19 protein-coding genes and 1 tRNA gene are annotated in these 23,610 nt (G+C 65.1%); all 20 read left to right on the top strand.

What is annotated here, in order from left to right; all coding sequences use genetic code 11:
• The first annotated feature begins 10 nt into the window (after window positions 1–10).
• Window positions 11–1,468: a GMP reductase gene (gene guaB1 / locus ACU4IU_RS00885; protein WP_446655675.1), complete on the top strand. Its 1,458-nt coding sequence runs from the start codon at window positions 11–13 to the stop codon at window positions 1,466–1,468.
• A 131-nt stretch (window positions 1,469–1,599) separates the two neighbouring features.
• Window positions 1,600–2,931, top strand: coding sequence for a hemolysin family protein (locus ACU4IU_RS00880; protein ID WP_139466966.1), 1,332 nt, complete (start codon window positions 1,600–1,602; stop codon window positions 2,929–2,931).
• Complete coding sequence (locus ACU4IU_RS00875) at window positions 2,928–3,989, top strand: hemolysin family protein (protein WP_101545483.1); 1,062 nt, start codon at window positions 2,928–2,930, stop codon at window positions 3,987–3,989. Before ACU4IU_RS00880 ends, ACU4IU_RS00875 begins: the two co-directional genes overlap by 4 nt.
• Window positions 3,990–4,405: 416 nt before the next feature.
• Window positions 4,406–5,443 carry a M15 family metallopeptidase gene (locus ACU4IU_RS00870; RefSeq protein ID WP_446655674.1) on the top strand — a complete coding sequence of 346 codons (1,038 nt, stop codon included), beginning with the start codon at window positions 4,406–4,408 and terminating at the stop codon, window positions 5,441–5,443.
• 112 nt (window positions 5,444–5,555) lie between these two features.
• Window positions 5,556–5,631: transfer RNA gene (locus tag ACU4IU_RS00865), tRNA-Arg, on the top strand.
• A 122-nt stretch (window positions 5,632–5,753) separates the two neighbouring features.
• On the top strand, window positions 5,754–6,527 hold the full coding sequence (locus ACU4IU_RS00860; protein WP_139466969.1) for an ABC transporter ATP-binding protein: 774 nt from the start codon (window positions 5,754–5,756) through the stop codon (window positions 6,525–6,527).
• Window positions 6,524–9,073 (top strand): ABC transporter permease, encoded by a 2,550-nt coding sequence (locus ACU4IU_RS00855; protein ID WP_446655673.1) that lies wholly within the window; start codon window positions 6,524–6,526, stop codon window positions 9,071–9,073. Before ACU4IU_RS00860 ends, ACU4IU_RS00855 begins: the two co-directional genes overlap by 4 nt.
• Window positions 9,074–9,122: 49 nt before the next feature.
• Window positions 9,123–10,298: an MFS transporter gene (locus tag ACU4IU_RS00850; RefSeq protein WP_446655672.1), complete on the top strand. Its 1,176-nt coding sequence runs from the start codon at window positions 9,123–9,125 to the stop codon at window positions 10,296–10,298.
• 84 nt (window positions 10,299–10,382) lie between these two features.
• Window positions 10,383–11,210 carry a DALR anticodon-binding domain-containing protein gene (locus ACU4IU_RS00845; RefSeq protein WP_420095545.1) on the top strand — a complete coding sequence of 276 codons (828 nt, stop codon included), beginning with the start codon at window positions 10,383–10,385 and terminating at the stop codon, window positions 11,208–11,210.
• Entirely contained in the window at window positions 11,210–12,649 is a 1,440-nt protein-coding gene (gene lysA / locus ACU4IU_RS00840) for a diaminopimelate decarboxylase (protein WP_446655671.1), read from the top strand. The genes ACU4IU_RS00845 and lysA overlap by 1 nt, the downstream gene beginning before the upstream one ends.
• A 35-nt stretch (window positions 12,650–12,684) precedes the next feature.
• Entirely contained in the window at window positions 12,685–13,992 is a 1,308-nt protein-coding gene (locus ACU4IU_RS00835) for a homoserine dehydrogenase (protein WP_446655670.1), read from the top strand.
• 2 nt (window positions 13,993–13,994) lie between these two features.
• Window positions 13,995–15,080 (top strand): threonine synthase, encoded by a 1,086-nt coding sequence (gene thrC / locus ACU4IU_RS00830; protein ID WP_139907907.1) that lies wholly within the window; start codon window positions 13,995–13,997, stop codon window positions 15,078–15,080.
• Between the two features lie 2 nt (window positions 15,081–15,082).
• Entirely contained in the window at window positions 15,083–15,985 is a 903-nt protein-coding gene (gene thrB / locus ACU4IU_RS00825; RefSeq protein WP_259356727.1) for a homoserine kinase, read from the top strand.
• Window positions 15,986–16,209: 224 nt separating this feature from the next.
• Window positions 16,210–18,204 carry a transcription termination factor Rho gene (gene rho / locus ACU4IU_RS00820; protein ID WP_446655669.1) on the top strand — a complete coding sequence of 665 codons (1,995 nt, stop codon included), beginning with the start codon at window positions 16,210–16,212 and terminating at the stop codon, window positions 18,202–18,204.
• Window position 18,205: 1 nt separating this feature from the next.
• Entirely contained in the window at window positions 18,206–19,282 is a 1,077-nt protein-coding gene (gene prfA, locus ACU4IU_RS00815; protein WP_139466978.1) for a peptide chain release factor 1, read from the top strand.
• Window position 19,283: 1 nt separating this feature from the next.
• Window positions 19,284–20,210 carry a peptide chain release factor N(5)-glutamine methyltransferase gene (gene prmC / locus ACU4IU_RS00810; protein ID WP_446657567.1) on the top strand — a complete coding sequence of 309 codons (927 nt, stop codon included), beginning with the start codon at window positions 19,284–19,286 and terminating at the stop codon, window positions 20,208–20,210.
• A 77-nt stretch (window positions 20,211–20,287) separates the two neighbouring features.
• Complete coding sequence (locus ACU4IU_RS00805; RefSeq protein WP_139466979.1) at window positions 20,288–20,938, top strand: L-threonylcarbamoyladenylate synthase; 651 nt, start codon at window positions 20,288–20,290, stop codon at window positions 20,936–20,938.
• Complete coding sequence (locus ACU4IU_RS00800) at window positions 20,939–22,048, top strand: MraY family glycosyltransferase (protein WP_139907914.1); 1,110 nt, start codon at window positions 20,939–20,941, stop codon at window positions 22,046–22,048.
• Window positions 22,045–22,491, top strand: coding sequence for a hypothetical protein (locus tag ACU4IU_RS00795; protein ID WP_446655668.1), 447 nt, complete (start codon window positions 22,045–22,047; stop codon window positions 22,489–22,491). The genes ACU4IU_RS00800 and ACU4IU_RS00795 overlap by 4 nt, the downstream gene beginning before the upstream one ends.
• 327 nt (window positions 22,492–22,818) lie before the next feature.
• On the top strand, window positions 22,819–23,565 hold the full coding sequence (atpB, locus tag ACU4IU_RS00790) for a F0F1 ATP synthase subunit A (RefSeq protein WP_446655667.1): 747 nt from the start codon (window positions 22,819–22,821) through the stop codon (window positions 23,563–23,565).
• Window positions 23,566–23,610: the final 45 nt, after the last annotated feature.

Below are 23,610 nucleotides of genomic sequence, written 5' to 3'. Positions count from 1 at the left end.
CAATAGTGTTATGCGTTTCATCTCAAATGACCCGAACACCGATCTCACCTACTCCGATGTCTTCCTCGTGCCGAACTCGTCGGCACTGACTTCGCGCTTCGAAGTCGACCTCACGGCGACCGATCCGACCGGGTCGACGACGCCGCTCGTCGCAGCGAATATGACTGCTGTGTCCGGTCGACGGATGGCGGAGACGATGGCACGTCGCGGGGGACTGGCGGTGCTGCCCCAGGACATGCCGCTGACCGCCGCGCAGGAGACCATCGCCTGGGTCAAGAGCCGCGACCGGATCTTCGAATCCGCGCTGCGCTTCTCGCCTGATGACACAGTGCTCAACGCTCTGCACGTGCTGGCCAAGCGTTCGCACGGCTTCGGCGTCGTCGTCGACGACGGGGGAAGGCTCGAAGGCATCATCAATGCTGCAGATCTGCGCGGAGTCGATCGCTTCACCTCGGTGGCGGAGCTGTTGGACTCCTCACCGCATGTCATCCGCGCTTCCGAGGTAGACTGGGAGGACGCTGCACAGCTGGAGTCCCTCTTCGAGTCGATGACGGAGTCGCGAGCCGAGTTCGCCGCTGTCGTCGACGATGAGAACACGGTGCTCGGCAGCCTGACTCCGAAGTCGCTGCTGCGCTCGTCCATCTACACGCCCAATGTCGACGATCGAGGACGGCTGAAGATCGCCGTGGCCATCGGCGTCAACGGTGCCGCGGTCGAACGTGCCGCTGCGTTGGTCGAAGCCGGCGCGGACGTCCTCGTCGTCGACACCGCCCATGGCCACCAGGTGAAGATGCTCGACACACTGTCGGCGATCGCGGATGCCGAGCTCGGGGTGCCGATCGTGGCCGGAAACGTCGTCACGGCCGAAGGGGTCCGCGACCTCGTCGCTGCCGGCGCCGACATCGTCAAGGTCGGAGTCGGCCCGGGAGCCATGTGCACGACCAGGATGATGACCGCGGTCGGTCGTCCCCAGTTCTCCGCAGTGCTCGAATGCGCCGAGGCGGCTCGCGAGCTGGGTGCCCACGTGTGGGCCGACGGCGGAGTCCGCTACCCCCGCGATGTCGCTCTGGCCCTGGCGGCCGGGGCCTCTCAGGTGATGGTCGGATCCTGGTTCGCCGGGACCCACGAATCGCCCGGCGACCTGCTCGTCGACGGAGAGGGTCGGAAGTACAAGGAGAGCTTCGGCATGGCTTCGGCTCGGGCCGTGGCCAACCGGACCAGAGCGGAATCGGCCTTTGCGCGCGCTCGGAAGGGACTGTTCGAAGAGGGCATCTCTTCGTCAACTATGTACATCGACCCTGAATCTCCTGGGGTCGAGGACCTGCTCGACGGCATCACTTCGGGCGTCCGCAGCTCCTGCACCTATGCCGGGGCCGGTGATCTCGGAGAATTCGCGCGTATGGCCGCGGTCGGTGTTCAGAGCGCCGCCGGCTACGAAGAGGGCCGACCGCTGTCGGGAAGTTGGTAAGATCTCCTCATGCACAGTGACAGTCCCGGCCGGCGGGAAGCCGGCGCCCCAGATGACGACCCTCACCCCGCGAGGGTCTCACACCTCAACTGCTCTGCTGAGCAGATAGCGATCGGCGGGGACAGTCACTGATGGAATGGATACTCCTCGCCCTCGCGCTGCTGCTCATCCTCGGCACCGGAGTCTTCGTCGCAGCCGAATTTTCGCTGCTGACGCTCGACCGCCATACAGCCGATAAAGCGGTTGAAGAAGGTGTCGTCGGCGCGAAGACGCTGCGGCGTTCGATGACCCACCTGTCCACCCAGCTCTCGGCAGCGCAGGTGGGCATCACGATCACCACTCTGCTCACCGGTTACCTCATGGAACCGTCCTTGGGCAGGCTGCTGGCGCCGCTGTTCGAGGCCTGGGGCGTCGGCCCCGGCCTCGCGGCCCCGCTGGCGCTGACCATCGCCCTCATCGTCTCCACCGTGGGATCGATGATCTTCGGAGAGCTAGTGCCGAAGAACCTCGCCATCGCTGTTCCGCTGGCGACCGGTCGCATCGCCGCACCGATGCAGTACGTCTTCTCGATCGTCTTCAAGCCCGTCATCGCCGTCCTCAACGGTACGGCGAACAAGATCCTCATGTCGATGGGCATCGAGCCGCAGGAAGAAGGCTCGGTGGGGCGTTCCCCGGAGGAGCTGACCTCACTCGTGCGGCACTCCGCCGAAGAGGGCGTGCTCGATGAGCAGACAGCAGGTCTGCTGGAGAGGACTCTGAGCTTCTCCGAGCGCACCGCGGAAGACGTGATGACTCCGCGCACGCGCATGTCCACGGTGGACAAGGACACCACGGCTCGACAGATCATCGAACAGGCTCGGGACACCGGATTCTCCCGGTTCCCCGTGGCTGACGAGGACAAGGACCACATCGTCGGAGTCGTTCACGTCAAACAGGCCTTCGCCGTGCCTCCGAGCAACCGCGACGACGCCTACGCAGGAGGGCTGATGACCGAGGTCCGTGAGATCCCGGAGACGCAGCGCCTCGACCCGCTGCTCTTGGAGCTGCGCGCCACCGGTCTGCAGATGGCTGTGGTCGTCGATGAGTTCGGCGGCACAGCTGGAGTGGTCACGCTCGAGGATGTCGTCGAGGAGCTCGTGGGCGAGGTCGCCGATGAGCACGATCGGATGCGCGTCGCGGCACGACCGGCTCGCGACGGCTCCTGGATCGTGCCCGGTCAGCTGCGGCCCGATGAGATCTCGTCGACGATAGGGGTCACGATCCCGGAGGACTCGGACTACGAGACTCTGGCCGGATTCGTCCTCAAGGAGCTCGGGCGGATTCCCGAACCGGGTGACGAGGTCCGCATGGACGATGCCCGCATCGTGGTCGAACGGATGCACGGACGACGCATCGAACGCCTCCGGGTGGTGCTGCGCGCCGCCGACGCAGGGGCTTTCGAAACCGGAGGTGAGACTCGATGAGCGCCGATTGGTTCGGACTGGTCTGGCTGGTCGTTCTCCTGCTGGGCAACTCCTTCTTCGTCGCCGCCGAATTCGCGATTGTCGCTGCCAAGCGATCACAGATCGAACCGCGAGCGGCCGAAGGCTCCGCGGCGGCCAAGACCGCTCTCTATGCGATGGAGCACGTATCACTGATGCTGGCGATCTGCCAGCTCGGCATCACCGTGTGCTCCCTGCTTTTGGGCAATGTGGCCGAACCGGCCATCCACCACCTGCTCGCCGGTCCCCTCGAGGGCCTGGGCATTCCCGCCGGACTGTCCTCGACGATCTCCTTCGTCCTGGCGCTCGGCGTCGTCACCTACCTGCACGTGGTCATCGGTGAGATGGTGCCGAAGAACCTGGCGCTTGCCGCCTCCGGCCAGGCCGTGATGCTGCTGGCGACACCGCTGGTGTTCCTGGCGCGGGTCTTCGGTTTCGTCATCCGCCCCCTCAACGGCCTGGCCAATGGGGTCCTCCACCTGTTCAAGATCGAGGCCCGTGACGAGGTCAATGAGGCCTATACGATCGAGCAGGTCGAATCGATCGTGGCCGAGTCGAAGCGCGAGGGACTGCTCAGTGATGATACTGGGCTGCTCAAGGGCGCCATCGAGTTCAGCGACAAGACTGCGTCCGACATCATGGTCCCGATGTCCGAACTCATCACGATCTCGGACAAGGTGACCCCGAACGAGCTTGTGACCTTGGTCGGCAAGACAGGCTTCTCCCGATACTTCGTCGTCGGTGACGACGGGTATCCGCAGGACTACCTCCACATCAAGGATGTCCTCTACGCGGACACCGAAGAGGCCTTCGACGCTCCAGTGCAGAGCAAGCGCTTCCGCCCCCTGTTCACGGTCACCGCCGATGACGAGGTCGAAGAGGCGCTGGCGCAGATGCAGAAGGCGGGAATCCATGTCGCCCGCGTCATCGACTCTCAGGCGCAGGTCCTCGGCCTGCTGTTCCTCGAAGACGTGCTCGAAGAGCTCGTCGGCGAAGTCCAGGACGCGATGCAGCGGGGACGATTCGATTTCCGCCGCTGAGCGTTCTGCGCCGGCCGATCCGCCCGGCTCACCCATTCGCCTAGACGGCGGCCTCCTGATTGCGGGGAGGCCGCCGTCGAGGCGTCGCGTCCGCTCCCGGCGCTGTGCCGGTGCGCGGGGCCATGTGTTCGGCCGTGAGCCCATGCCTGTGCTCGTGGGAAGTGCCGTTCGGCGCGGAGTCCCAGACGTGACCGACTGTGTAACGGTTCGTAACGAAACAGTGATTCAGGACAGCTGGAGTAGGGCGCCTGTAGTGATCTGTGACCATGCATCGTCAGGAAATGACCAGGTCACACGCTGTGTATGAACTGAAGGTGACATTCTGTAACGATGTCGTTATAGTGTTGTGACATAAGCTTTCGGGCGCCCGGCAGAGGGCTTCCACCGCACAATCTTCACCAACAGTATGGAGCACTATGTCGAGTGAGCTCTCGACCGTCGAGGCGCCGCCGGTCCGCCGACGTGATCTGCGGAAGCAGAACGCCTCTTCGCAGGTTTCGACGATCAACTCTTCGCATCCCGTGACATCGCAGTCGCGGAACAGCGCATCCGCAGTCCTCTCACCTCGTCGCGCGGCGATGGCCGCCGAGGCCCGCGCAGCAGTGGGCTCACCGCGACGGGCAGCGATGGCCAAAGAGGCTTCTCGACCGATGACCACTGCGGGTCATACGTCGACGCTGGCCGCGGCTCAGCTCGGCAACCGCGGTTCCGACGGTTCGCTGCTGCGCTCGGTCCGCCGCCGTCAAGTCACCACCTTCTCCGCTCTGGCCACCGTCTCGGTCACCGGTACCGCCATCGCTGCCGTGATGGTCGCCGGCAACATGAGCGGCAACCAGGAAGTCAAGGTCGACGACACGGCTGCACAGTCCCAGCCGCGTGCGATCAACGCCGAATCGGTCTCCGCCGACATCAAGGTCGACGACGATGACAAGACCTCGATGACCATCGGCGCCCCGAGCGCCAAGCAGACCAAGGTCGACGCGGCGTCTCGCGCGATCACGAAGACCGTTCTGCCCGGCTGTGACGAAGCAGCCCCGAAGGGTGAGGCGAGCAACGGCGAGCTGCCCGACGGATGGCTGTGCGAGATCGGCGTGGGCAATCACAAGCTGCGCTCCGATGCGGCCGTGTCGTTCGCGAAGATGAACGCTGCCTTCAAGAAGGACACCGGCAAAGACCTCGCAGTCACCGACTCCTACCGTTCGCTGGAATCACAGGTCTCCGTCGCCGCACGCAAACCCGGCTTCGCGGCTCGTCCCGGAACCTCCAACCACGGTTGGGGCCTGGCACTGGACCTCGGCGCGGGAACGCAGAACGGAACCGGCCAGCAGTACGAATGGCTCGTCGCCAACGCCGAGAAGTTCGGGTGGGAGAATCCGGACTGGGCCAAGCGCAATTCCTATGAGCTCTGGCACTGGGAATACGTGCCCGGCCGCAAGGCTATGAAGGGTGCCTGATCTGCTCGAACATCGCTGATCACAGCCCTACGGCACCGCGGGCAGTCCTCGAGGACTGCCCGCGGTGCCGTTTTGGGAGGTGGTGCCCAACGGTGATAGAGTTGCATCCGTTGCCCGCGTAGCTCAGTGGATAGAGCGTCTGCCTCCGGAGCAGAAGGTCGTAGGTTCGAATCCTGTCGCGGGCACCACGACACCGCCCATCTCAACTTCTGAGGTGGGCGGTTCTGCATTCGCGGTCCGAGTGGTCGATGGTGCAGACAGGATCTAAGGTAGTCGGAGACGAGACCCGGACCGCGATGTGAGGCATACGATGTCGGAATCTGCTGAAGAGCCCGTCCAGACCGGCGCGGGGGACGATGAGATCGTCCTCCGAGCGCAGGGTCTGCGCAAGAGCTTCGGCCGCGGTGATACGGCAGTCGACGCTCTCGACGACATCAGCGTCGACTTCGAATCGGGACGCTTCACCGCCATCATGGGGCCCTCCGGATCCGGAAAATCGACGTTCATGCATGTGCTTGCCGGACTCGACCGTGTCGATTCGGGCTCGATCATCATGCGCGGGCAGGACATAACCCGTCTCAACGACCGGCAGCTGACCCAGCTGCGGCGTGACCGCGTCGGCTTCATCTTCCAGGCCTTCAACCTCGTCCCGACGCTGAGCGCTGAACAGAACATCGAACTGCCGGTCTCGCTGGCCCGGAAGAAGATCGATCGTGAGTGGAAGGCCGAAGTCGTCGAACGACTCGAACTCGGCGATCGTCTGCAGCATCGTCCGCACGAGCTCTCTGGCGGTCAGCAGCAGAGAGTCGCCGTGGCCCGGGCTCTGCTGACGCGGCCGGATGTCATCTTCGCCGATGAGCCCACGGGAAACCTCGACTCCCACGCCGGAGCGGAGGTCCTGTCCCTGCTCGGTCGGGCCACGACCCTGTACGGGCAGACGATCATCATGGTCACCCACGACCCCGTCGCGGCATCGCACGCCGGCCGGGTCGTTCTGCTCAAGGACGGGAGAGCCACGGGTGAAGTTCGTCAGCCGACGCGCGAGAGCGTGGTCACGGCGCTGAGTGAACTGAGCTCTCTGTGATCGCAGTCGCCCTCGCGCAGATTCGGATCCACTGGGCCCGATTCCTCGCAATCGGCCTCGGCATCGCATTGGCATCCGGATTCGTCGCAACCACCCTGATCATCAATTCCTCGCTGCAGGACAGCCTCGAACACGCCGTCGGCCGTTCTTTCGAGAAAGCCGACCTCACCGTCGTCCCGGACAGAGACGTCTTCGTCGGGGGAGACGAGGCCTCTCCGCTGCTGCGCCCCTTGGCCGAAGTCGACGGGGTGGCTACCGCGTCGTTGTCGGCCCGCACAGTGACCACGGGCCGAGGTGCCGCATTCTCCGAAAGCTCTTTTGCGCTGTCTCCGGTGCCCGCCGATGAACGGCTCGACACGTTCGATATGGTCTCCGGTCAGCGACCGGAAGCGACGACGGACCTCGTGCTCGACACTCGCACGGCCAGCGATCTCAACGTCGGAGTCGGCGATGAGATTCGCTTCACCGTCGATGCTGTGCCAGTGGAGAGCGGAAACGATGACATGCCGATCTACCGGGGTCCGAGTCAGAGCAGCGTCACCTTCTCCGTCGTGGGCATCGCCGAAATGGGGCAGGATCCGGCCCTGCCCGGCGCCACTCGAGCGCTGACGACAGCATCGGGCTATCAGGAGTATTTCGCCCAGCAGGGCGATGTCATCGCCATTCAGATCGCCCTGGAGAGCGGCGCGGACCCAGAGGCTGTGCGTACTCAGCTGCAGAGGGTCATCGATGGTTCGGAATTGAGCGGCAGCCTCGAAGCGCTCTCCGTGGACGATGCCGTGAAAGCGAAGACCGACCGCCTCTCCGGCGGCAACGCCGTCGTGACCGGTCTCCTGCTCGTCTTCGCCGGAATCTCCGTCATCGTCGCCATCCTCGTCGTCTCCAATACCTTCTCCGTCATCGTCGCCGGACGCCGTCGGGAATTCGCTCTGTTGCGCTGCCTCGGCGCCACCCGCCTGCAGATGTACGGCTCGGTCGTGGCCGAAGGGCTCTTCGTCGGATTGCTCGGGTCGATCTTCGGTGTGCTCACCGGGGTCGTCGGCAGTCGCGGACTGATGGCTGTAGCGGTGCGCTACTGGCCGCAGGAGTTCCCCTACGACACTCTCACCGTTCCTGTCTCCGCCCTGTTCAGCGGTGTCGTCGTCGGTGCCCTGCTGACGATTGTGGCCACCATCCGACCGGCTCGCAGTGCCATCGCTGTAACCCCGCTCGAAGCACTCCAGCCCTTCGACGCATCCATCTCGCCGAGCACCCGCGCTCGTCCGCGCCACCTCGTGGGTTTCGGCTGCATCGGGCTGGGTGTGGTTCTCGTCATCGTCTCGGTCTATGCGGTGTCGGCTTCGCAGCTCTGGATCCTCGGCGGAGCGCTGGGTGGGGGACTCGTGGTCACGGGGCTGGTCATCAGCGCGGCGAAGATCATCCCGCCCGTCGTCGCATGGACGGGGGAGGTGCTGTTCAGCCCTTGGGGCGTTCCCGGTCAGCTGGCGACCCTGAACACATTGCGCAATCCGCGTCGCACCGCGGCCACAGCCACGGCGCTCATCATAGGCGTGACCTTGGTGGCGACGATCCTCGTGGGCGGCATGTCGACGAAAGCGACGCTCAGCCACGGCCTCGACCAGCGTTATCCCGTTGACATCTCCGTGCCGCTGTCGGGCCTCGTCGATGATGACCAACTCGACGATGTGCGCGGGATCCCCGGCGTGTCCACCGCGGTCATCGCCCACCGCGCCGAGGCGGTCGAAGACTTCAAGGGCTCCCGTCCCGAGATCTTCGTCATCGACCCGGACAGCGCCGAGACCGTACTCGGAGACGCGGCCGCGAACATCGTGTCCGGACGGGTCACAGTCCCCGAAGACTATCCTTCACCGACAGTGCGGGTGAAAGGGCTCAACGAGATGAGCGTGCCCGTGCACAGGGACGGCCTCTCCAGTCTCGCCTTCTTCACCACCCCCGACGTCGGCAACGATCTCGGCATCTCGGCGACGACGACGGCCGTGCTCGTCCGCCTCGACGAGGATGTCGACGTCGACGAGATCACCCGCATCCGTCAGTCCGTGGCCGAGACGCTCGACGTCTCCAGCGACGAGGTCGGCGGCTCGGCCGTCGCCCGGGGCGCCTATTCCGAACTCATCGATGTCATGCTGGCCGGGGCCGTGGCTCTGCTGTTCGTCTCCGTGGTCATCGCGCTCATCGGCGTCTCGAACACGGTCAGCCTCTCCGTCATCGAGCGCCGGCGGGAGAACGCGCTGATGCGGGCGCTGGGGCTGAGCCTTGCGCAGCTGCGGACTCTGCTGGCGCTCGAGGCGGTGCTCATCTCATCGGTGGCTGCACTGCTGGGACTCGTGCTCGGCGGTGCCCTGGGCATCGTCGGCACACGGTTGGTCACCCACGACTACTCCACCGACCTCATCGTCGACTTCTCTGCCCCGTCCTTCCTCGGCATCCTCGGCGTGGCGGTCGTCGCCGGCATCCTCTCCGCTCTGGCACCGGCCAGGCGAGCGTCCCGACTCTCACCGGTCGAAGGTCTCAAACTCGACTTCTGATGGGCCCCGGCCACCGAACCGGACGTCGGTGTCTGATAGGAAAGAGCTCATGAACTCCGCGCGCATCCGCATTCTGATCGTCCTCGGAATCGTCTTCGCTGCCTTCAATCTGCGCCCCGGAGTCACCGGGCTCTCGCCTCTGCTCGACACCATGGGCGAAGAGATCGAACTGAGCGCGGTGTTCCTGGCCGTCATCGGCATGCTGCCGCCGCTGCTCTACGGCATCAGCGGCTTCATCACCCCGCGGCTCTATGCCCGCTTCTCCGGACTCGGCCTGACCTTGGCCGCCATGGTGATGGTCATGATCGGACTGGGTGTCCGCTCGGTCATCGATTCGCCGTCGCTGTTCCTGGCGCTGAGCGTGCTGGCCCTGCTGGGAATGGGCATCGGAAACGTCGTCCTCCCGCCCCTGGTGAAATCGTATTTCCCCGACAGGGTGGCCCTCATGTCGACCGTGCACGTCGGGCTCCTCCAGTTCGGGACGTTCATTCCGCCGCTCGTGGCGGTTCCCCTCGCCTCCGGTGTCGGTTGGAGAGGCTCACTGCTCGTCTGGGCCGGTTTCGCGGCTCTGGGTGCGGTCGTGTGGATCGTCATCCGCATGGCCAGGCCCGCACCCGCCGCCGAGGTGGCCGTCGCCGTCGTCGGCGGCAGTGAGCTCTCCCGCCTTCTGCGCAGCCCTCGGGCCTGGGCGCTGATGACGATGACGGGTCTGACGTCGTTCAACAACTTCATCCTCTTCACCTGGCTGCCGGGTCTGCTCACCCGCTCCGGGTTCGATGCTGCCTTCGGCGGGGCGATGCTCGCGCTGGTCACAGCCATCCCTCTCGTCCTCGGATTCGTCCTGCCGACCCTGGCTCAGAAGATGACATCGGCCTATCCCATCGTCGTCGGCTTCTGCCTCAGCCTGGCCGTGGGGTACCTGGGTCTGTGGCTGCTGCCGACAGCGGCTCCCGTGCTGTGGACAGTGTTGCTGGGCATCGGCATCTCCACGTTCCCACTCGCTCTGACACTCATCACCCTCCGGGCGCGAAACGCCGAGGCGGCGGCTTCCCTGTCCGGCTTCGTCCAGGGCGGAGGGTATCTCCTCGCGGCCACCGGCCCGCTGATCTTCGCCTTTCTCCTCCAGAGCTTCGACAGCATGTGGCCGGCATTCGTCGTGGTGCTCGCCTCGGTGGCCGTCAAATTCTTCGTCAGCCACGCCGCCTGCCGACCCGGCGCCATCTGAAGCCCGGCGGGCCTCCGTCTCGTCATGAGAGCGAAGATGACATCGGATTCGTCCTCGCCGTCCGGGCCCGAGTACTCTGTTCGAGTGACCCCGGAAGACTTGCAGACTGCACTCGCGCGCGCCTTGGCGACGGCCGAGGCAGGCCTCGTCGCACCGGGGTTCGCCATGCAGATCGACGTCCTGGCTCCGAACCGTTCCGAACTCGGTGACTGGACGACGCCCGTGGCGCTGCGCGCCGCCGCTGCACCCGAGCAGCGGACCGAGCTCGCCGCGCATCTGTGCACCGAACTGCATGCCCTGACCGGGGTGGCGGATGCCGTCATCGCCGGGCCCGGCTTCGTCAACGTGACCCTCACTCCCGCTGGCCGAGCACATGTGCTCAACGACATCATCACCGCAGCGGGGGAGACCGATTCGATCGAGGGAGCGGAACAGGACGGGTCGCCGCTGCGCACCCTGCTCGTCGCTGCGGACCGGGAATCGGCACAGGCGCCCGTCGCCGGCGACCACGACCGTGACGTCGACCCGGTCGCGGTGAATAGCCTGCAGCGCGGCCATGCCGCCGCCTGCCGTGAGCAGCGGCGGGCGCACCGGGCGGGAATCCGGTCCGAGGCCGTCGATGCGGCGAGACTCGAGGATCCGAGCGAGACGCGAATGCTCAATGCCGTGGCGGGACTGCCGTCAGCGCTGGAACGCTCGCGCCGCCTCGGCGAGAACGATCTGTTCGTCAACGCTCTTATCGACCTCGGCGATGCCGTCGAGGACTGGATCCGCCGCTGTCCGGTCACTCCGACGGTCGACGAGGACATCACCGTCACCCATGCCTCCCGGCTCTTCGCTCTGAGAGCCGTCATCATCGTCCTCGCCGCAGGACTACGACAATTGGGCGCTTCGGCCCCGGAGAGGATCTGATGCCCGCACATATCGCAGGGACTCTGCACGCGACACCGGCCCCGGTGTGGCTGCCCTATCCCGATGACGTCAATGCGCTGCTGCCGAGTCTGTGGTCGGACAACGTCACGAAGACCGACGACGGAGTGCTCACGATCGCCGGTCATTCCGTGACGGACCTGGCCGAACGCTACGGGACCCCCACTCTCGTCATGGACGTCGCTGACTTCCGCAGCCGTGCCGAGGCCTACCTGAGCACATTCTCCAACGCCTTCTCCGTGGAGAAGGGACTGGCTGGCGCCGATGTGTTCTACGCCGGGAAGGCATTCCTGTGCACAGCTGTGGCCCGCTGGGTGCATGAGGCCGGGCTCGGCCTCGACACCTGCTCCCTGGGCGAGATGATGATCGCCCGCGCCGCCGATGTCCCCGGCGACCGCGTCGGGCTGCACGGAAACAACAAATCGACGGCGGAGCTCGAATACGCACTCGACTACGGCGTGGCCAGGATCTTCGTCGACAGCCTCGATGAGGTCGCACGTCTGGAATCCATCGCTGCGGCCAGAGGAACGGTCGCCCCGGTCATGCTGCGAGTCACGGTCGGCGTCGAAGCGCACACCCACGACTTCATCGCCACGGCTCACGAAGACCAGAAGTTCGGGCTCTCGCTCGCCGACGGCACCGCCGCCCGGGCCGCTCGGCTGGTCGCCGAATCCGAACATCTGCGTCTCGACGGTCTCCACTCCCACATCGGTTCGCAGATCTTCGACATCTCCGGATTCCAGGTCGCCGCCGCCCGCGTACTCGCCTTCCGAGCCGAGATCATGGGCGAACACGGCATCGACCTGCCCGATGTCGACCTCGGCGGCGGCTTCGGCATCCGCTACACCTCCCAGGACACCCCGATCCCGGTCGCGGAGATGGCCGCAGAGCTCGCCGCCGTCGTGGCCAAGGAATGCCGGGGCCTGGGCACGAGCGTCCCCAGGATCTCCATCGAACCCGGTCGCGCCATCGTCTCCCCGGCGGTGTTCACTCTCTACGAGGTCGGCACCGTCAAACAGGTGAGCACGGACAGCGGCACTCGCACATATGTCGCTGTCAACGGGGGAATGAGCGACAACATCCGCACGGCACTCTACGACGCGGACTATTCGTGCACCTTGGCCAACCGGAACTCGAACGCCGAGCCTGCGATCGTGCGGGTCGTCGGCAAGCACTGCGAATCCGGTGACATCATCGTCCGCGACGAATACATGGGCGCAGACGTCACCGCAGGCGATCTCGTCGCGGTCCCCACCACCGGGGCGTACTGCCGCTCGCTGGCCAACAACTACAACCATCTGCCCCGGCCGGGCGTGCTGGCCGTCGAGGCCGATAGAGTTGAGTGGATCGTGACCCCCGAAGACCACACGCAGATGTTCGCCACGGACCCGGGAATGGCCGGGGGAGTGGCGTCGAACTGATGAGTGCGAGAGACGAGAGCGGAAAAGGTGAGGAAATGCAGGCACTGAAGGTTGCCATGCTCGGATGCGGAGTCGTCGGCACGGAGGTCGCCGCCCGAATCCAGAATCGCGCGGAGGGCCTGGCCGAGCGCATCGGCGCTCCGCTGGAGCTGAGCGCAATCGTCGTCCGCGATGCTTCCAAGGCCCGTCCGGGAATCGACGAGAAGCTGCTGACGACCGACGCCGAGGCGGCCATCGCCGGAGCCGATATCGTCGTCGAGCTGATGGGCGGAATCGAACCCGCCCGCTCGCTCATCACCGCAGCGCTGCGCCAGGGTTCATCGGTCGTGACCGCGAACAAGGCTCTGCTGGCCGCCAGCTACGGCGAGCTCATGTCCGCTGCCGACGACGCTGGTGTGCGCCTCGAGCACGAAGCAGCGGTGGCAGGGGCGATCCCGATCATCCGACCTGTCGGCGATTCGCTGGCCGGGGACCGAATCGAACGCATCATGGGCATCGTCAACGGCACGACGAACTACATCCTCGACCAGATGGACTCCGAGGGCTGGGATTTCGACCAGGCCCTCACTGCCGCCCAAGGGCTCGGATACGCAGAGGCCGATCCGACCGCTGACATCGGCGGACACGATGCGGCGGCGAAGGCTGCGATCCTGTCCTCGCTGGCCTTCCATGCACCCGTGTCGATCGATGACGTCCACGTCGAAGGCATCGAAGGCGTCACCGCCGAGATGGTCGCGACCGCCCGGGACCAGGGCTTCGTCATCAAACTCCTCGCCGTGTGCGAACGTGTGGCCTCATCACCGGCAGGGGCCGGTCTCTCGGCGCGCGTCTATCCGGCGCTTCTCGACCGAGGACACGCACTGGCATCCGTCCGCGGTGCCTTCAACGCCGTGTTCATCGAGGCCGAAGCCGCCGGCGAGCTGATGTTCTACGGACAGGGAGCCGGTGGAGCACCGACCGCATCCGCCGTGCTCGGCGACCTCGTGTCCGTGGCCAGGCGCAAGGTGCTCGGCGGACGCGGACAGTACGAACGCCCCTTCCACGAGGACTACCCGATCCTGCCGATCTCGGCGATCACGACCAGGTACCACATCACCCTCGACGTGGTCGACCGTCCCGGTGTGCTCGCCGCGGTCTCCGAGGTCTTTGCCGATGAAGGGGCATCCATCGAACTGATGCGACAGACGATCGGGGACATCGACGACAACGGCGTCCAGCACGCGAAGCTCGTGCTGGCCACCCACTCGAACACCGACTCGACTCTGCAGAAGACGGTCGATCGACTCGTCGATCTGCCTGTCGTCCACACCGTCAAATCCGTGATCCGCGTAGAAGGACAGTGACTATGAACTACCCCAGACACCAGTGGCAGGGCGTCGTCGAGGAATACCGCAGCCTCCTCGACATCTCCGCTGACACTCCTGCCGTCACACTCGGTGAGGGCGGGACCCCGCTGATCAGGGCGGAGAAGCTCAGCGCACGCACCGGTGCCCAGGTGTGGGTGAAGTACGAAGGCCTCAATCCGACTGCGTCGTTCAAAGACCGCGGTATGACGATGGCGATCACCAAGGCTGTGGCCCACGGTGCCAAAGCCGTCATCTGCGCCTCGACGGGCAATACCTCGGCCTCTGCCGCCGCCTATGCCACGAAGGCCGGACTGACCTGCGCTGTGCTCGTGCCCACCGGCAAGATCGCGCCGGGGAAGATGAGCCAGGCCATCGCCCACGGAGCGACCCTGCTCGAAGTCGACGGAAACTTCGACGACTGCCTGACGCTGTGCCGCAAGCTCTCGGAGTCCTACCCGGTCCACCTCGTCAACTCGGTCAATCCCGATCGCATCGAAGGTCAGAAGACCGCGGCTTTCGAAGTCGTCGACGTCCTCGGCGACGCTCCCGACATCCATGTTCTGCCCGTCGGCAACGCCGGCAACATCACGGCGTACTGGAAGGGCTACAACGAATACCGCGAACACGGGATCTCCAAGCAGCTGCCTCAGATGTGGGGCTTCCAGGCCGCCGGTGCCGCACCGCTGGTGCTCGGCCACCCCGTCGACGAACCGGACACGGTGGCGACCGCCATCCGCATCGGCAACCCCGCCAGCTGGACGCAGGCCGAAGCGGCGCGTGACGACTCGGGCGGTCTCATCGATTCGGTCACCGACGACGAGATCCTCGCCGCCCATAAGATCCTGTCCAGCGAAGAGGGCATCTTCGTCGAACCCGGTTCGGCCGCCTCGGTGGCGGGTCTGCTGAAGATGGCCGACGCCGGTCGGGTCCCTGCCGATGCGACGATCGCGGTCACCGTGACCGGTCACGGACTCAAGGACCCCAGCTGGGCCCTGCACACCGCCGACGGGTCCGATATCGAGACCAAGCGGGTCTCCGTCGACGCCGTCAGCGCCGCACGCGCCCTGGGACTCGAGGACAGCTGAGGGTGCGCGTCCGACTCGAGGTCCCGGCCACCTCGGCGAATCTGGGGCCCGGCTACGACTCGTACGGGCTGGCCCTCGACATCGTCGACACCCTCATCCTCACCGTCCACGACGCAGCGGTCGATCCTCACCGCTGCGTCGAGGTCACGGGGGAGGGCGCCGAGGTGCTGCCCCGGGACGGCTCGCACCTGATCATGCGCATCATCGGTGAGGTGCTCGACTCGGAGTTTCCCGCCGTCGCGGCAGAGCTGAGGCCGCGTCTGTCGCTGGAGTGCGACAACCGGATCCCTCATTCCCGTGGATTGGGCTCCTCGGCCGCGGCCGTCGTAGCCGGCATCGCCCTCGCAGCGGAGCTCGGAGCCTGGTCGACCGGAGTCGAGCTGAGCCGGGACCGGATCCTCGAGATCGCCACCGCCGTCGAGGGGCATCCGGACAACGCCGCCCCCGCGATCTTCGGCGGACTCACCGTCTCTCTGTCGGAGCCTGTGAAGTCGTGGCAGGTGCCAGTGCGCACCGTCCAGGCGGTCACCGTGCTCGTGCCCTCGTTCCGCCTTGACACCGAGGTCGCCCGTGGACTCATTCCCGCAGACATCGATCACGCGATCGCGGCCGACAATTCGGCTCGGGCGGGCCTGCTCGTCCATGGGATGAGCAATGACTCCCAGGTGCTCTTCGAAGCCACCCGCGACCAGCTCCATCAGGAGTTCCGCCGCGGCGCCTATCCGGAGTCGATGGCTCTGGTCGACGCATTGCGCGCCGAAGGTCTCCCGGCCGTCGTCTCCGGCGCCGGACCGACGGTGCTCGTCCTCGCCGAGGCGGTTCCCGACGCCCTCGTGCCGGAAGGCTTCGTCGCTCAGCGCACCGCGATTGACCTCGGTGGTTACCGGGTGAGCCGAGAAATCTGAGGAAACGATTCGCCAGATCGTCTCCGAACAAGTAGACTGTGGGTGTTCCGACAGGGCACGGCTTCCCGCTGTTCTTCACAGGTCCGTCGCCGATGTCATACATTCTGGAACATCTCCTGCTCATTCTTTAGCAGGTTTTCTTTCACAACGCACCGTCAATGGTGTTTCCGTCGCCGTGAGCAAACGGCACATGCCGCACGGCCGAAAGAGGGAGAAGGACCTTCGTGTCTGAAACCACCACTCAGGATTCCACCCCGCGCACAGGCAGCCTCACAGCGCTGCGGCTGCCTCAGCTCCAGGAAATGGCTGCCGGGCTGGGAATCAAGGGTTACCGTCGCCTTCGCAAGAGCGAACTGATCGACGCCATCAACAGCCACTCGGGCGGATCTGCTGAGAAGAAATCTGCCCCCACCGAGAAGAAGCCCGCCGCGGAAGCGGCCGCCAAGGCTGAGAAGCCGGCGGAGAAGCAGGACGAGAAGAAGCAGGAGTCGACGAACCGTCGCTCTTCGCGTCGCTCTGCCGCTTCCGCGTCCGAGGACGCTCCGGCGCTCATCATCGAACCGAACACCGAGTCCTCGTCGTCTTCGACGGCGAACGAGTCCGGTGCGGACCAGTCCGGGGGAGCAGCCTCCGAGGAGAACAGCGGCGATCAGGATCGTCAGCGCTCTCGCCGCAGCCGTTCTCGCTCCCGCGGCTCCGAGTCCCAGACCGAGGGTCGCGACGGCAACGGTGAGGAATCGGCCGACCGCGGCGGCCAGGATCGCTCCGGCGACCAGGACCGCTCCGACCGTGACCATCGCGGAGGGCGCGACAACGACCGTCGCAGCCGGAACAACGACCGCTCCGACGACAACCGCGGCGGCAACGGCCGGGGCAACAATGACCGGGACGGCGGCAACGATCGCAGCCACCGCAACGACCGGGGCGGCAACAACGACCGCAACGATCGTCGCAACCGCAGCAACGACGATGACGATCGCGGCAACAACCGCCGCGGACGGGGTCGTGACCGCAAGCGCCGCGGTCGCGGCAACGACGAGCCGGACATCCGCAACGACGATGTGCTCATCCCCGTCGGCGGCATCCTCGACGTCCACGACAACTACGCCTTCCTCCGCACCTCCGGCTACCTGCCGGGGCCGAACGACGTCTACCTTTCGGCATCCATGGTGCGCAAGAACGGTCTGCGCAAGGGCGACGCCGTCGCCGGCGCGATCCGTCAGCCGCGTGAGAACGAACAGCGGAACAACAAGCGCGAGAAGTTCGATGCCCTCGTCCGCCTCGATTCCGTCAACGGACTCACCGTCGACGATGCCCGCAGCCGTGTCGAGTTCTCGAAGCTGACTCCGCTCTACCCCCAGGATCGTCTGCGCCTCGAGACCACCTCGAAGCTGCACTCGACCCGTCTCATCGATCTCATCACCCCCATCGGCAAGGGCCAGCGCGGACTCATCGTCGCGCCTCCGAAGGCCGGCAAGACGACGATCATGCAGCAGATCGCCAACGCGATCACGGAGAACAACCCCGAAGCGCACCTCATGGTCGTCCTCGTCGACGAACGTCCCGAGGAAGTCACGGACATGCAGCGTGCGGTCAAGGGCGAAGTCATCGCCTCGACCTTCGACCGTCCGGCCGACGACCACACCACGATCGCCGAACTCGCCATCGAACGCGCCAAGCGCCTCGTCGAGATGGGTTCCGATGTCGTCGTGCTGCTCGACAACATCACGCGCCTGGGACGTGCCTACAACATCGCCCAGCCGGCATCCGGTCGGATCCTCTCCGGCGGTGTCGACGCCAATGCGCTCTACCCGCCGAAGAAGTTCTTCGGTGCTGCACGCAACATCGAAGGCGGCGGCTCGCTGACCATCCTCGCCACGGCTCTCGTCGAGACCGGCTCAAAGATGGACGAAGTCATCTTCGAAGAGTTCAAGGGCACCGGCAACATGGAGCTGCGTCTGAGCCGTCAGCTTGCCGACAAGCGCATCTTCCCGGCCATCGACGTCAACTCCTCGAGCACTCGCCGCGAAGAGATGCTCATGACCAAGGAAGAGACGAAGGTCATGTGGCAGCTGCGCCGACTGCTCTCGGGCCTCGAGCAGCAGCAGGCTGTCGAACTGCTCATGTCGAAGCTCAAGGAGACCGGCTCGAACGTCGAGTTCCTCATGCAGGTGCAGAAGACGACCCCGCTGCCGAAGTCGTCGACCGACAACAGCTGAGATGGTCGACGACACCCTCACGGCCAGCGTCAGCGCACTGCTCGATGAGCACGCCCGGGTGCAGGAGGAACTCTCCGACCCCGCGGTCCACGCTGACGCCGGCCGGGCCAAGAAGCTGACCAGGCGGTACGCGGAACTCGACAAGGTCGCCGCGGCCGCCCGGCACTTCGCCCAACTCGAAGCCGACCACGCAGCCGCCGTGGAGCTGGCCGAGGACGACGCCGACTTCGCTGCGGAGGCCAAGCGTCTGTCCGCAGAGATGGAGACGGCCGAGGGTGAGCTCAAAGATCTCCTGGTACCCAGCGACCCGGATGACTCCCGAGACGCCATCATCGAGATCAAAGCCGGCGAAGGCGGCGACGAATCCGCACTGTTCGCCGGTGACCTGCTGCGGATGTACCAGCGGTGGATCGACTCGCGCGGCTGGTCGAGCCAGATCCTCGACGCCACGCATTCGGATCTCGGCGGATACAAGGACGTCACCATGGCCGTCAAGGCGAAGAACGACGGCGCCTACGGCTGGGTGAAGTTCGAAGGCGGAGTGCACCGTGTCCAAAGGGTGCCGGTCACCGAATCGCAGGGACGCATCCACACCTCCGCAGCCGGTGTGCTCGTCTTCCCCGAAGTCGATGAACCCGAAGAGATCCAGCTGGACGAACACGATCTGCGCATCGACGTCTACCGCTCGTCCGGACCCGGCGGCCAGTCCGTGAACACCACGGACTCCGCTGTGCGCATCACGCACCTGCCGACCGGAATCACAGCGAGCTGCCAGAACGAGAAGTCCCAGCTGCAGAACAAAGACGCAGCGATGCGCATGCTCCGTGCTCGGATCTTGGCCAAGCAGGCCGAAGAGGCCGCAGCGGAAGCCGCAGACATCCGTCGTTCGCAGGTGCGCACCGTCGATCGCTCGGAACGCATCCGCACCTACAATTTTCCGGAGAACCGGATCACCGATCACCGCACCGGATACAAGGCCTACAATCTCGATCAGGTGCTCGCCGGCGACCTCGATCCGGTCATCGGATCCTGCCGCGACGCCGACAAGGCCGCACGCCTCGACGCACTGGGGGACTGACCTGGACACTGTCAGGCCGACTCTCGTCTCCGACCTCCTTCGCGGGGCGACCACGCTCCTCACCGAAGCAGGCATAGCGAGTCCCGAAGCCGATGCGCTCGAACTGCTCGCCCACGCATGGTCGATCGACAGGGCATCGCTGAGCCGCCGCCGTCTCTTCGACGAACCCGTGCCGGAGTCGGTGAGCACTCGATTCGCCGAACTCTGTGACCAGCGGCGGCGGCGGACACCGCTGCAGCATCTCACCGGCATCGCCCACTTCCGGCATCTGCAGCTGCAGGTGGGCCCCGGAGTCTTCGTGCCCCGACCGGAGACGGAGCTGCTCGCCGGAGCCGTTCTGAGCGAACTGTCCGAACTCGCCGAAACTGACTCGACGACGGAGAACGACAAGGCTCGGCGTCCCTTCGTCATCGACCTGTGCTCCGGTTCGGGAGCGATCTCCCTCTCCGTTGCCACCGAATTCGACTGCGTCGACGTCTTCGGCGTCGAACGCGAATCCGCGGCCCTGGAATGGTCACTGAAGAACCTCGAGCAGTGCCGCCTCGGCGAGTCGACGGTCGAGTTCATCTCCGGTGATGCGACGACGATCACGAAGGCTCGGCCGGATCTGTGCGGGCGTGCCGACATCGTGGTGACGAACCCGCCCTATGTCCCCGATTCCGCCGTGCCGCGGGACCCGGAGGTCGCCGAACACGATCCCGCGGCCGCGCTCTACGGCGGGGATTCGGGTTTGGAGATTCCGGGACTCATCATCAGTCAAGCCGAGCAGCTGCTGAGATCAGGCGGACTCTTTCTCATGGAACACAGCGAGGAACAGGGCGAAGGGGCACGGGAACTCCTGGAGGCCACGGCCAGTCTGAGACATGCCGCCACATTCCAGGACTACACTGGACGCGACCGCTATACAGTGGCGCGCCGTGAGGCGTAGGGGATCTCGGAGACGAATTCCCGCCGCGTACTGCCCAGTACCGAAACCACAACCCGAACATTCGAAACGGAGAACTCGTGTCGAGACGATTCGACGTCAGCCAAGAAGAGATCCGTGAACTCGTCTTCGACGAGTGCGCGCGAGTCGTCGACACAGGCAACCTGCTCGTCATCCCCACCGATACGGTCTACGGGATCGCCGCCGATGCCTTCAGCGCATCGGCCGTTGCGGCTCTGCTCGCGGCCAAGGGCCGGGGACGGGACATGCCGCCTCCGGTTCTCGTCCCACGCGCGGAGACCATTTTCGGGCTCGTCGACGGGGTCGATGAGACCGTGCTGGCACTGACCGCGAAATTCTGGCCCGGACCGCTGACGATCATCGCGAACGCTCAGCCCTCCCTCGACTGGGACCTCGGCGATACCCACGGAACCGTGGCCGTGCGCATGCCCGACGACGAGTCGGCGCTGGCCCTGCTCGGCCGCACCGGGCCTCTGGCCGTGTCGAGTGCGAACATCTCCGGACAGCCCGCCGCCAGGACCGCCGACGAAGCGCAGGAGATGCTCGGCGACGATGTCGACATCTACGTCGACGGGGGAGTGCGGGAGTCGGGGCTGTCCTCGACGATCATCGACCTCAGCGGCGACGTGCCCCGCATCCTGCGCCGCGGTCCGATCACCGCCGAGGACCTGCGCGAAATCGTCCCCGAACTCATCGACCTGGACGGCTGAGTGCGCGCCTACCTCTTCATCCTCGTCGTCTCCGCCCTCGTGGCGTACCTGCTGACTCCAATGGTCAAGCGGGTGGCCGAACGAGGAAAGATCTTCTCACCGCTGCGTGACCGCGACGTCCATTCCATTCCGACGCCGAGGCTGGGCGGAGTCGCGATGTTCGGCGGGCTTCTGGCAGGCCTCATCTTCGCCTCCCAGATGCCCTTCCTCAATCGGATCTTCGTCGAATTGGGCCCGATCATCGGAATCGCCGGAGCCGCCGGCCTGCTGTGTCTGCTCGGAGTCATCGACGACATCTGGGACCTCCACTGGATGGCGAAGCTCGCCGGTCAGGCTCTCGCCGCAGGCTTCATGGCGATCAAGGGAGTGGCGCTGCTGTCGATTCCCTTCGGCGGAGTCATCATCGGCTCCCCGCGGATGTCGATCATCGTCACGGTCCTCGTCGTCCTCGTGACGATCAACGCGGTGAACTTCGTCGACGGACTCGACGGTCTCGCCGCGGGCGTCGTCGCCATCGGCGGTAGCGCCTTCTTCATCTACTCCTACTGGCTCGCTCGTGACGCTTCACCGGAGTCGTATGCGAACCTCGCCTCGCTCATCATCGCGATCCTCGTCGGCGCCTGCCTCGGTTTCCTCCCGCACAATTTCAATCCGGCGAGGATCTTCATGGGCGACTCCGGGTCGATGCTCATCGGCCTGCTGCTCGCCGCCTCGACGATCAGGGTCACCGGCCAGGTCGACCCGGCGCTGATCGGCCAAGAGCGAGCGTTCGCCACATTCATGCCGATCATCCTGCCTGTGGCCGTGATGTTCCTGCCGCTGCTCGACCTCGGACTGGCCGTGGTGCGCAGGCTGCGTGCCGGACAGTCTCCGTTCTCCGCCGATGCCAAACACCTCCACCACCGGATGCTGCGTCTGGGACATTCCCACGCGCGTGCGGTGCTCATCCTCTATACCTGGACGGCGCTCATCGCCTTCGGATCGGTGCTGCTCCTGTTCAAGGGCTGGCTGTTCTCGGCCTGCGTCATCGGCGGCCTCGCTGCCATCACCCTGATCTTCACCTTCTATCCCCTTCGCATGCGTCAGAAAGCCAGAGAGGAAATCTCGTGACCGATCCGATACCGCGCCGAGAGACTGAAGTCGAAGCAGCTTGGACCCGCGTCTGGAGGACGCTGCTCATCCGGGGCATCATCCTCGTCCTTGTCGTCGCGGCCCTCGGCATGGGCATCGGCTGGCTGGTCTCGGGGATGACTGGACTCGTCGGTGGGGCCGTCGGCGGGGGACTGGCTGCGGTCTTCATCATCATCACCCTCGTCGTCATGTACGTCGGACGGAACATGGGACTGACCGCGATCGCCGGCTTCCTCGGCGTCGGGTTCCTCTTCAAGGCCTTCATCTTCATGATCGTCATCTGGCGCATCAAGGATGCGACCTGGCTCGAAGGCACGGTCGCCTTCTTCACCATCGTCGTCGCGGTCATCGGCTCCTCGCTCGTCGAGGCGATCACCGTGGTCAAGGGACGGGTTCCCTATGTCGATCCGGAGGCGAATTAGTCGGGGAGACCAATCCTCGCTCCCATTTGAGACGCGTCGTAGGGCGAGGCGCAAGACGAATGACGTGTCGTATAAAATCGTTGACAGAAATTGCACAGAGAAGCCTGATGAATTTGTCGGTCACTCTCTACAGTTGGTAGAGTAGACCCGGTGCTTGGGCGGATCTTCGCCCTTTGTCGCTCCTGAACCTCAAGCCTCGCCTTCAGTGCGGGGCCAAGGCCAGGCCATCAGGGCCCTTGACCATGGGAGAGTAGTAAAAACGTGGGAACACTCAACGCCGCGAACACAACAGTCAGTGCTGCAGAAGGCGGCTTCCACGCACCGTCGATGGCTGAATTCTTTCCAGCCTCGTTCCTCTTTGAGGGCACACCGTTCGAAATGAACCGCGTGATGCTCATCCGCATCATCGCCACCGTCGCCGTCGTTGTGCTGCTGGCCGTCTGGGCCAAGCGCATGAAGCTCATCCCGTCCCGCTTCCAGTCGAGCATGGAGCTCGCCATGGAATTCGTGACCGTCGGCATCGCCGAAGACTCGATGGGCAAGGAGAAAGCCAAGAAGTTCATGCCGCTCATTGTGGCGATCTTCTTCGGTATCCTCTTCTGGAACGTCACGAAGCTCATTCCGTTCCTCAATATGCCGGGAACCGGCGTCATCGGTATGCCGATCGTGCTGACCCTCGTGGTCTATGTGACCTACCACTGGGCCGGCATCGCGGAGAAGGGCCTCGGCCGCTACCTCAAGGACTCGCTCATCCTGCCCGGCGTCCCGCCGGCGATGCACATCCTGCTCATCCCGATCGAGTTCATCACGAAGTTCGTCACCCAGCCGTTCACTCTGGCGATCCGACTCTTCGCGAACATGATGGTCGGCCACCTCCTGCTCGTCCTCTGCTTCTCCGCTACGAGCTTCTTCCTCTTCGACGCCGCCAACGGATTCCAGTTCTTCGGCATCGTCACCTTCGCCGGCGGCATGTTCGTCTTCATTCTCGAGATGCTCATCGTCGTGCTGCAGGCCTACATCTTCGCTCTTCTGTCCTGTGTGTACATCAATGCCGCGATCTCGGACGAACACTGAGATCGCACCCAGTCTGTAACCCCCTAGTGTTACAAAGCCGGGCCA

Source organism: Brevibacterium sp. CSND-B09 (genome assembly GCF_052906525.1).
This window is presented reverse-complemented; position numbering and strand designations above follow the sequence as displayed.

Bases quoted from the DNA above. Each gene is read 5' to 3' on its own strand.
- guaB1 (WP_446655675.1), top strand. From the start codon at position 11: ATGCGTTTCATCTCAAATGACCCGAACACCGATCTCACCTACTCCGAT.
- ACU4IU_RS00880 (WP_139466966.1), top strand. From the start codon at position 1,600: ATGGAATGGATACTCCTCGCCCTCGCGCTGCTGCTCATCCTCGGCACC.
- ACU4IU_RS00875 (WP_101545483.1), top strand. From the start codon at position 2,928: ATGAGCGCCGATTGGTTCGGACTGGTCTGGCTGGTCGTTCTCCTGCTG.
- ACU4IU_RS00870 (WP_446655674.1), top strand. From the start codon at position 4,406: ATGTCGAGTGAGCTCTCGACCGTCGAGGCGCCGCCGGTCCGCCGACGT.
- ACU4IU_RS00860 (WP_139466969.1), top strand. From the start codon at position 5,754: ATGTCGGAATCTGCTGAAGAGCCCGTCCAGACCGGCGCGGGGGACGAT.
- ACU4IU_RS00850 (WP_446655672.1), top strand. From the start codon at position 9,123: ATGAACTCCGCGCGCATCCGCATTCTGATCGTCCTCGGAATCGTCTTC.
- lysA (WP_446655671.1), top strand. From the start codon at position 11,210: ATGCCCGCACATATCGCAGGGACTCTGCACGCGACACCGGCCCCGGTG.
- ACU4IU_RS00835 (WP_446655670.1), top strand. From the start codon at position 12,685: ATGCAGGCACTGAAGGTTGCCATGCTCGGATGCGGAGTCGTCGGCACG.
- thrC (WP_139907907.1), top strand. From the start codon at position 13,995: ATGAACTACCCCAGACACCAGTGGCAGGGCGTCGTCGAGGAATACCGC.
- prfA (WP_139466978.1), top strand. From the start codon at position 18,206: ATGGTCGACGACACCCTCACGGCCAGCGTCAGCGCACTGCTCGATGAG.
- atpB (WP_446655667.1), top strand. From the start codon at position 22,819: ATGGCTGAATTCTTTCCAGCCTCGTTCCTCTTTGAGGGCACACCGTTC.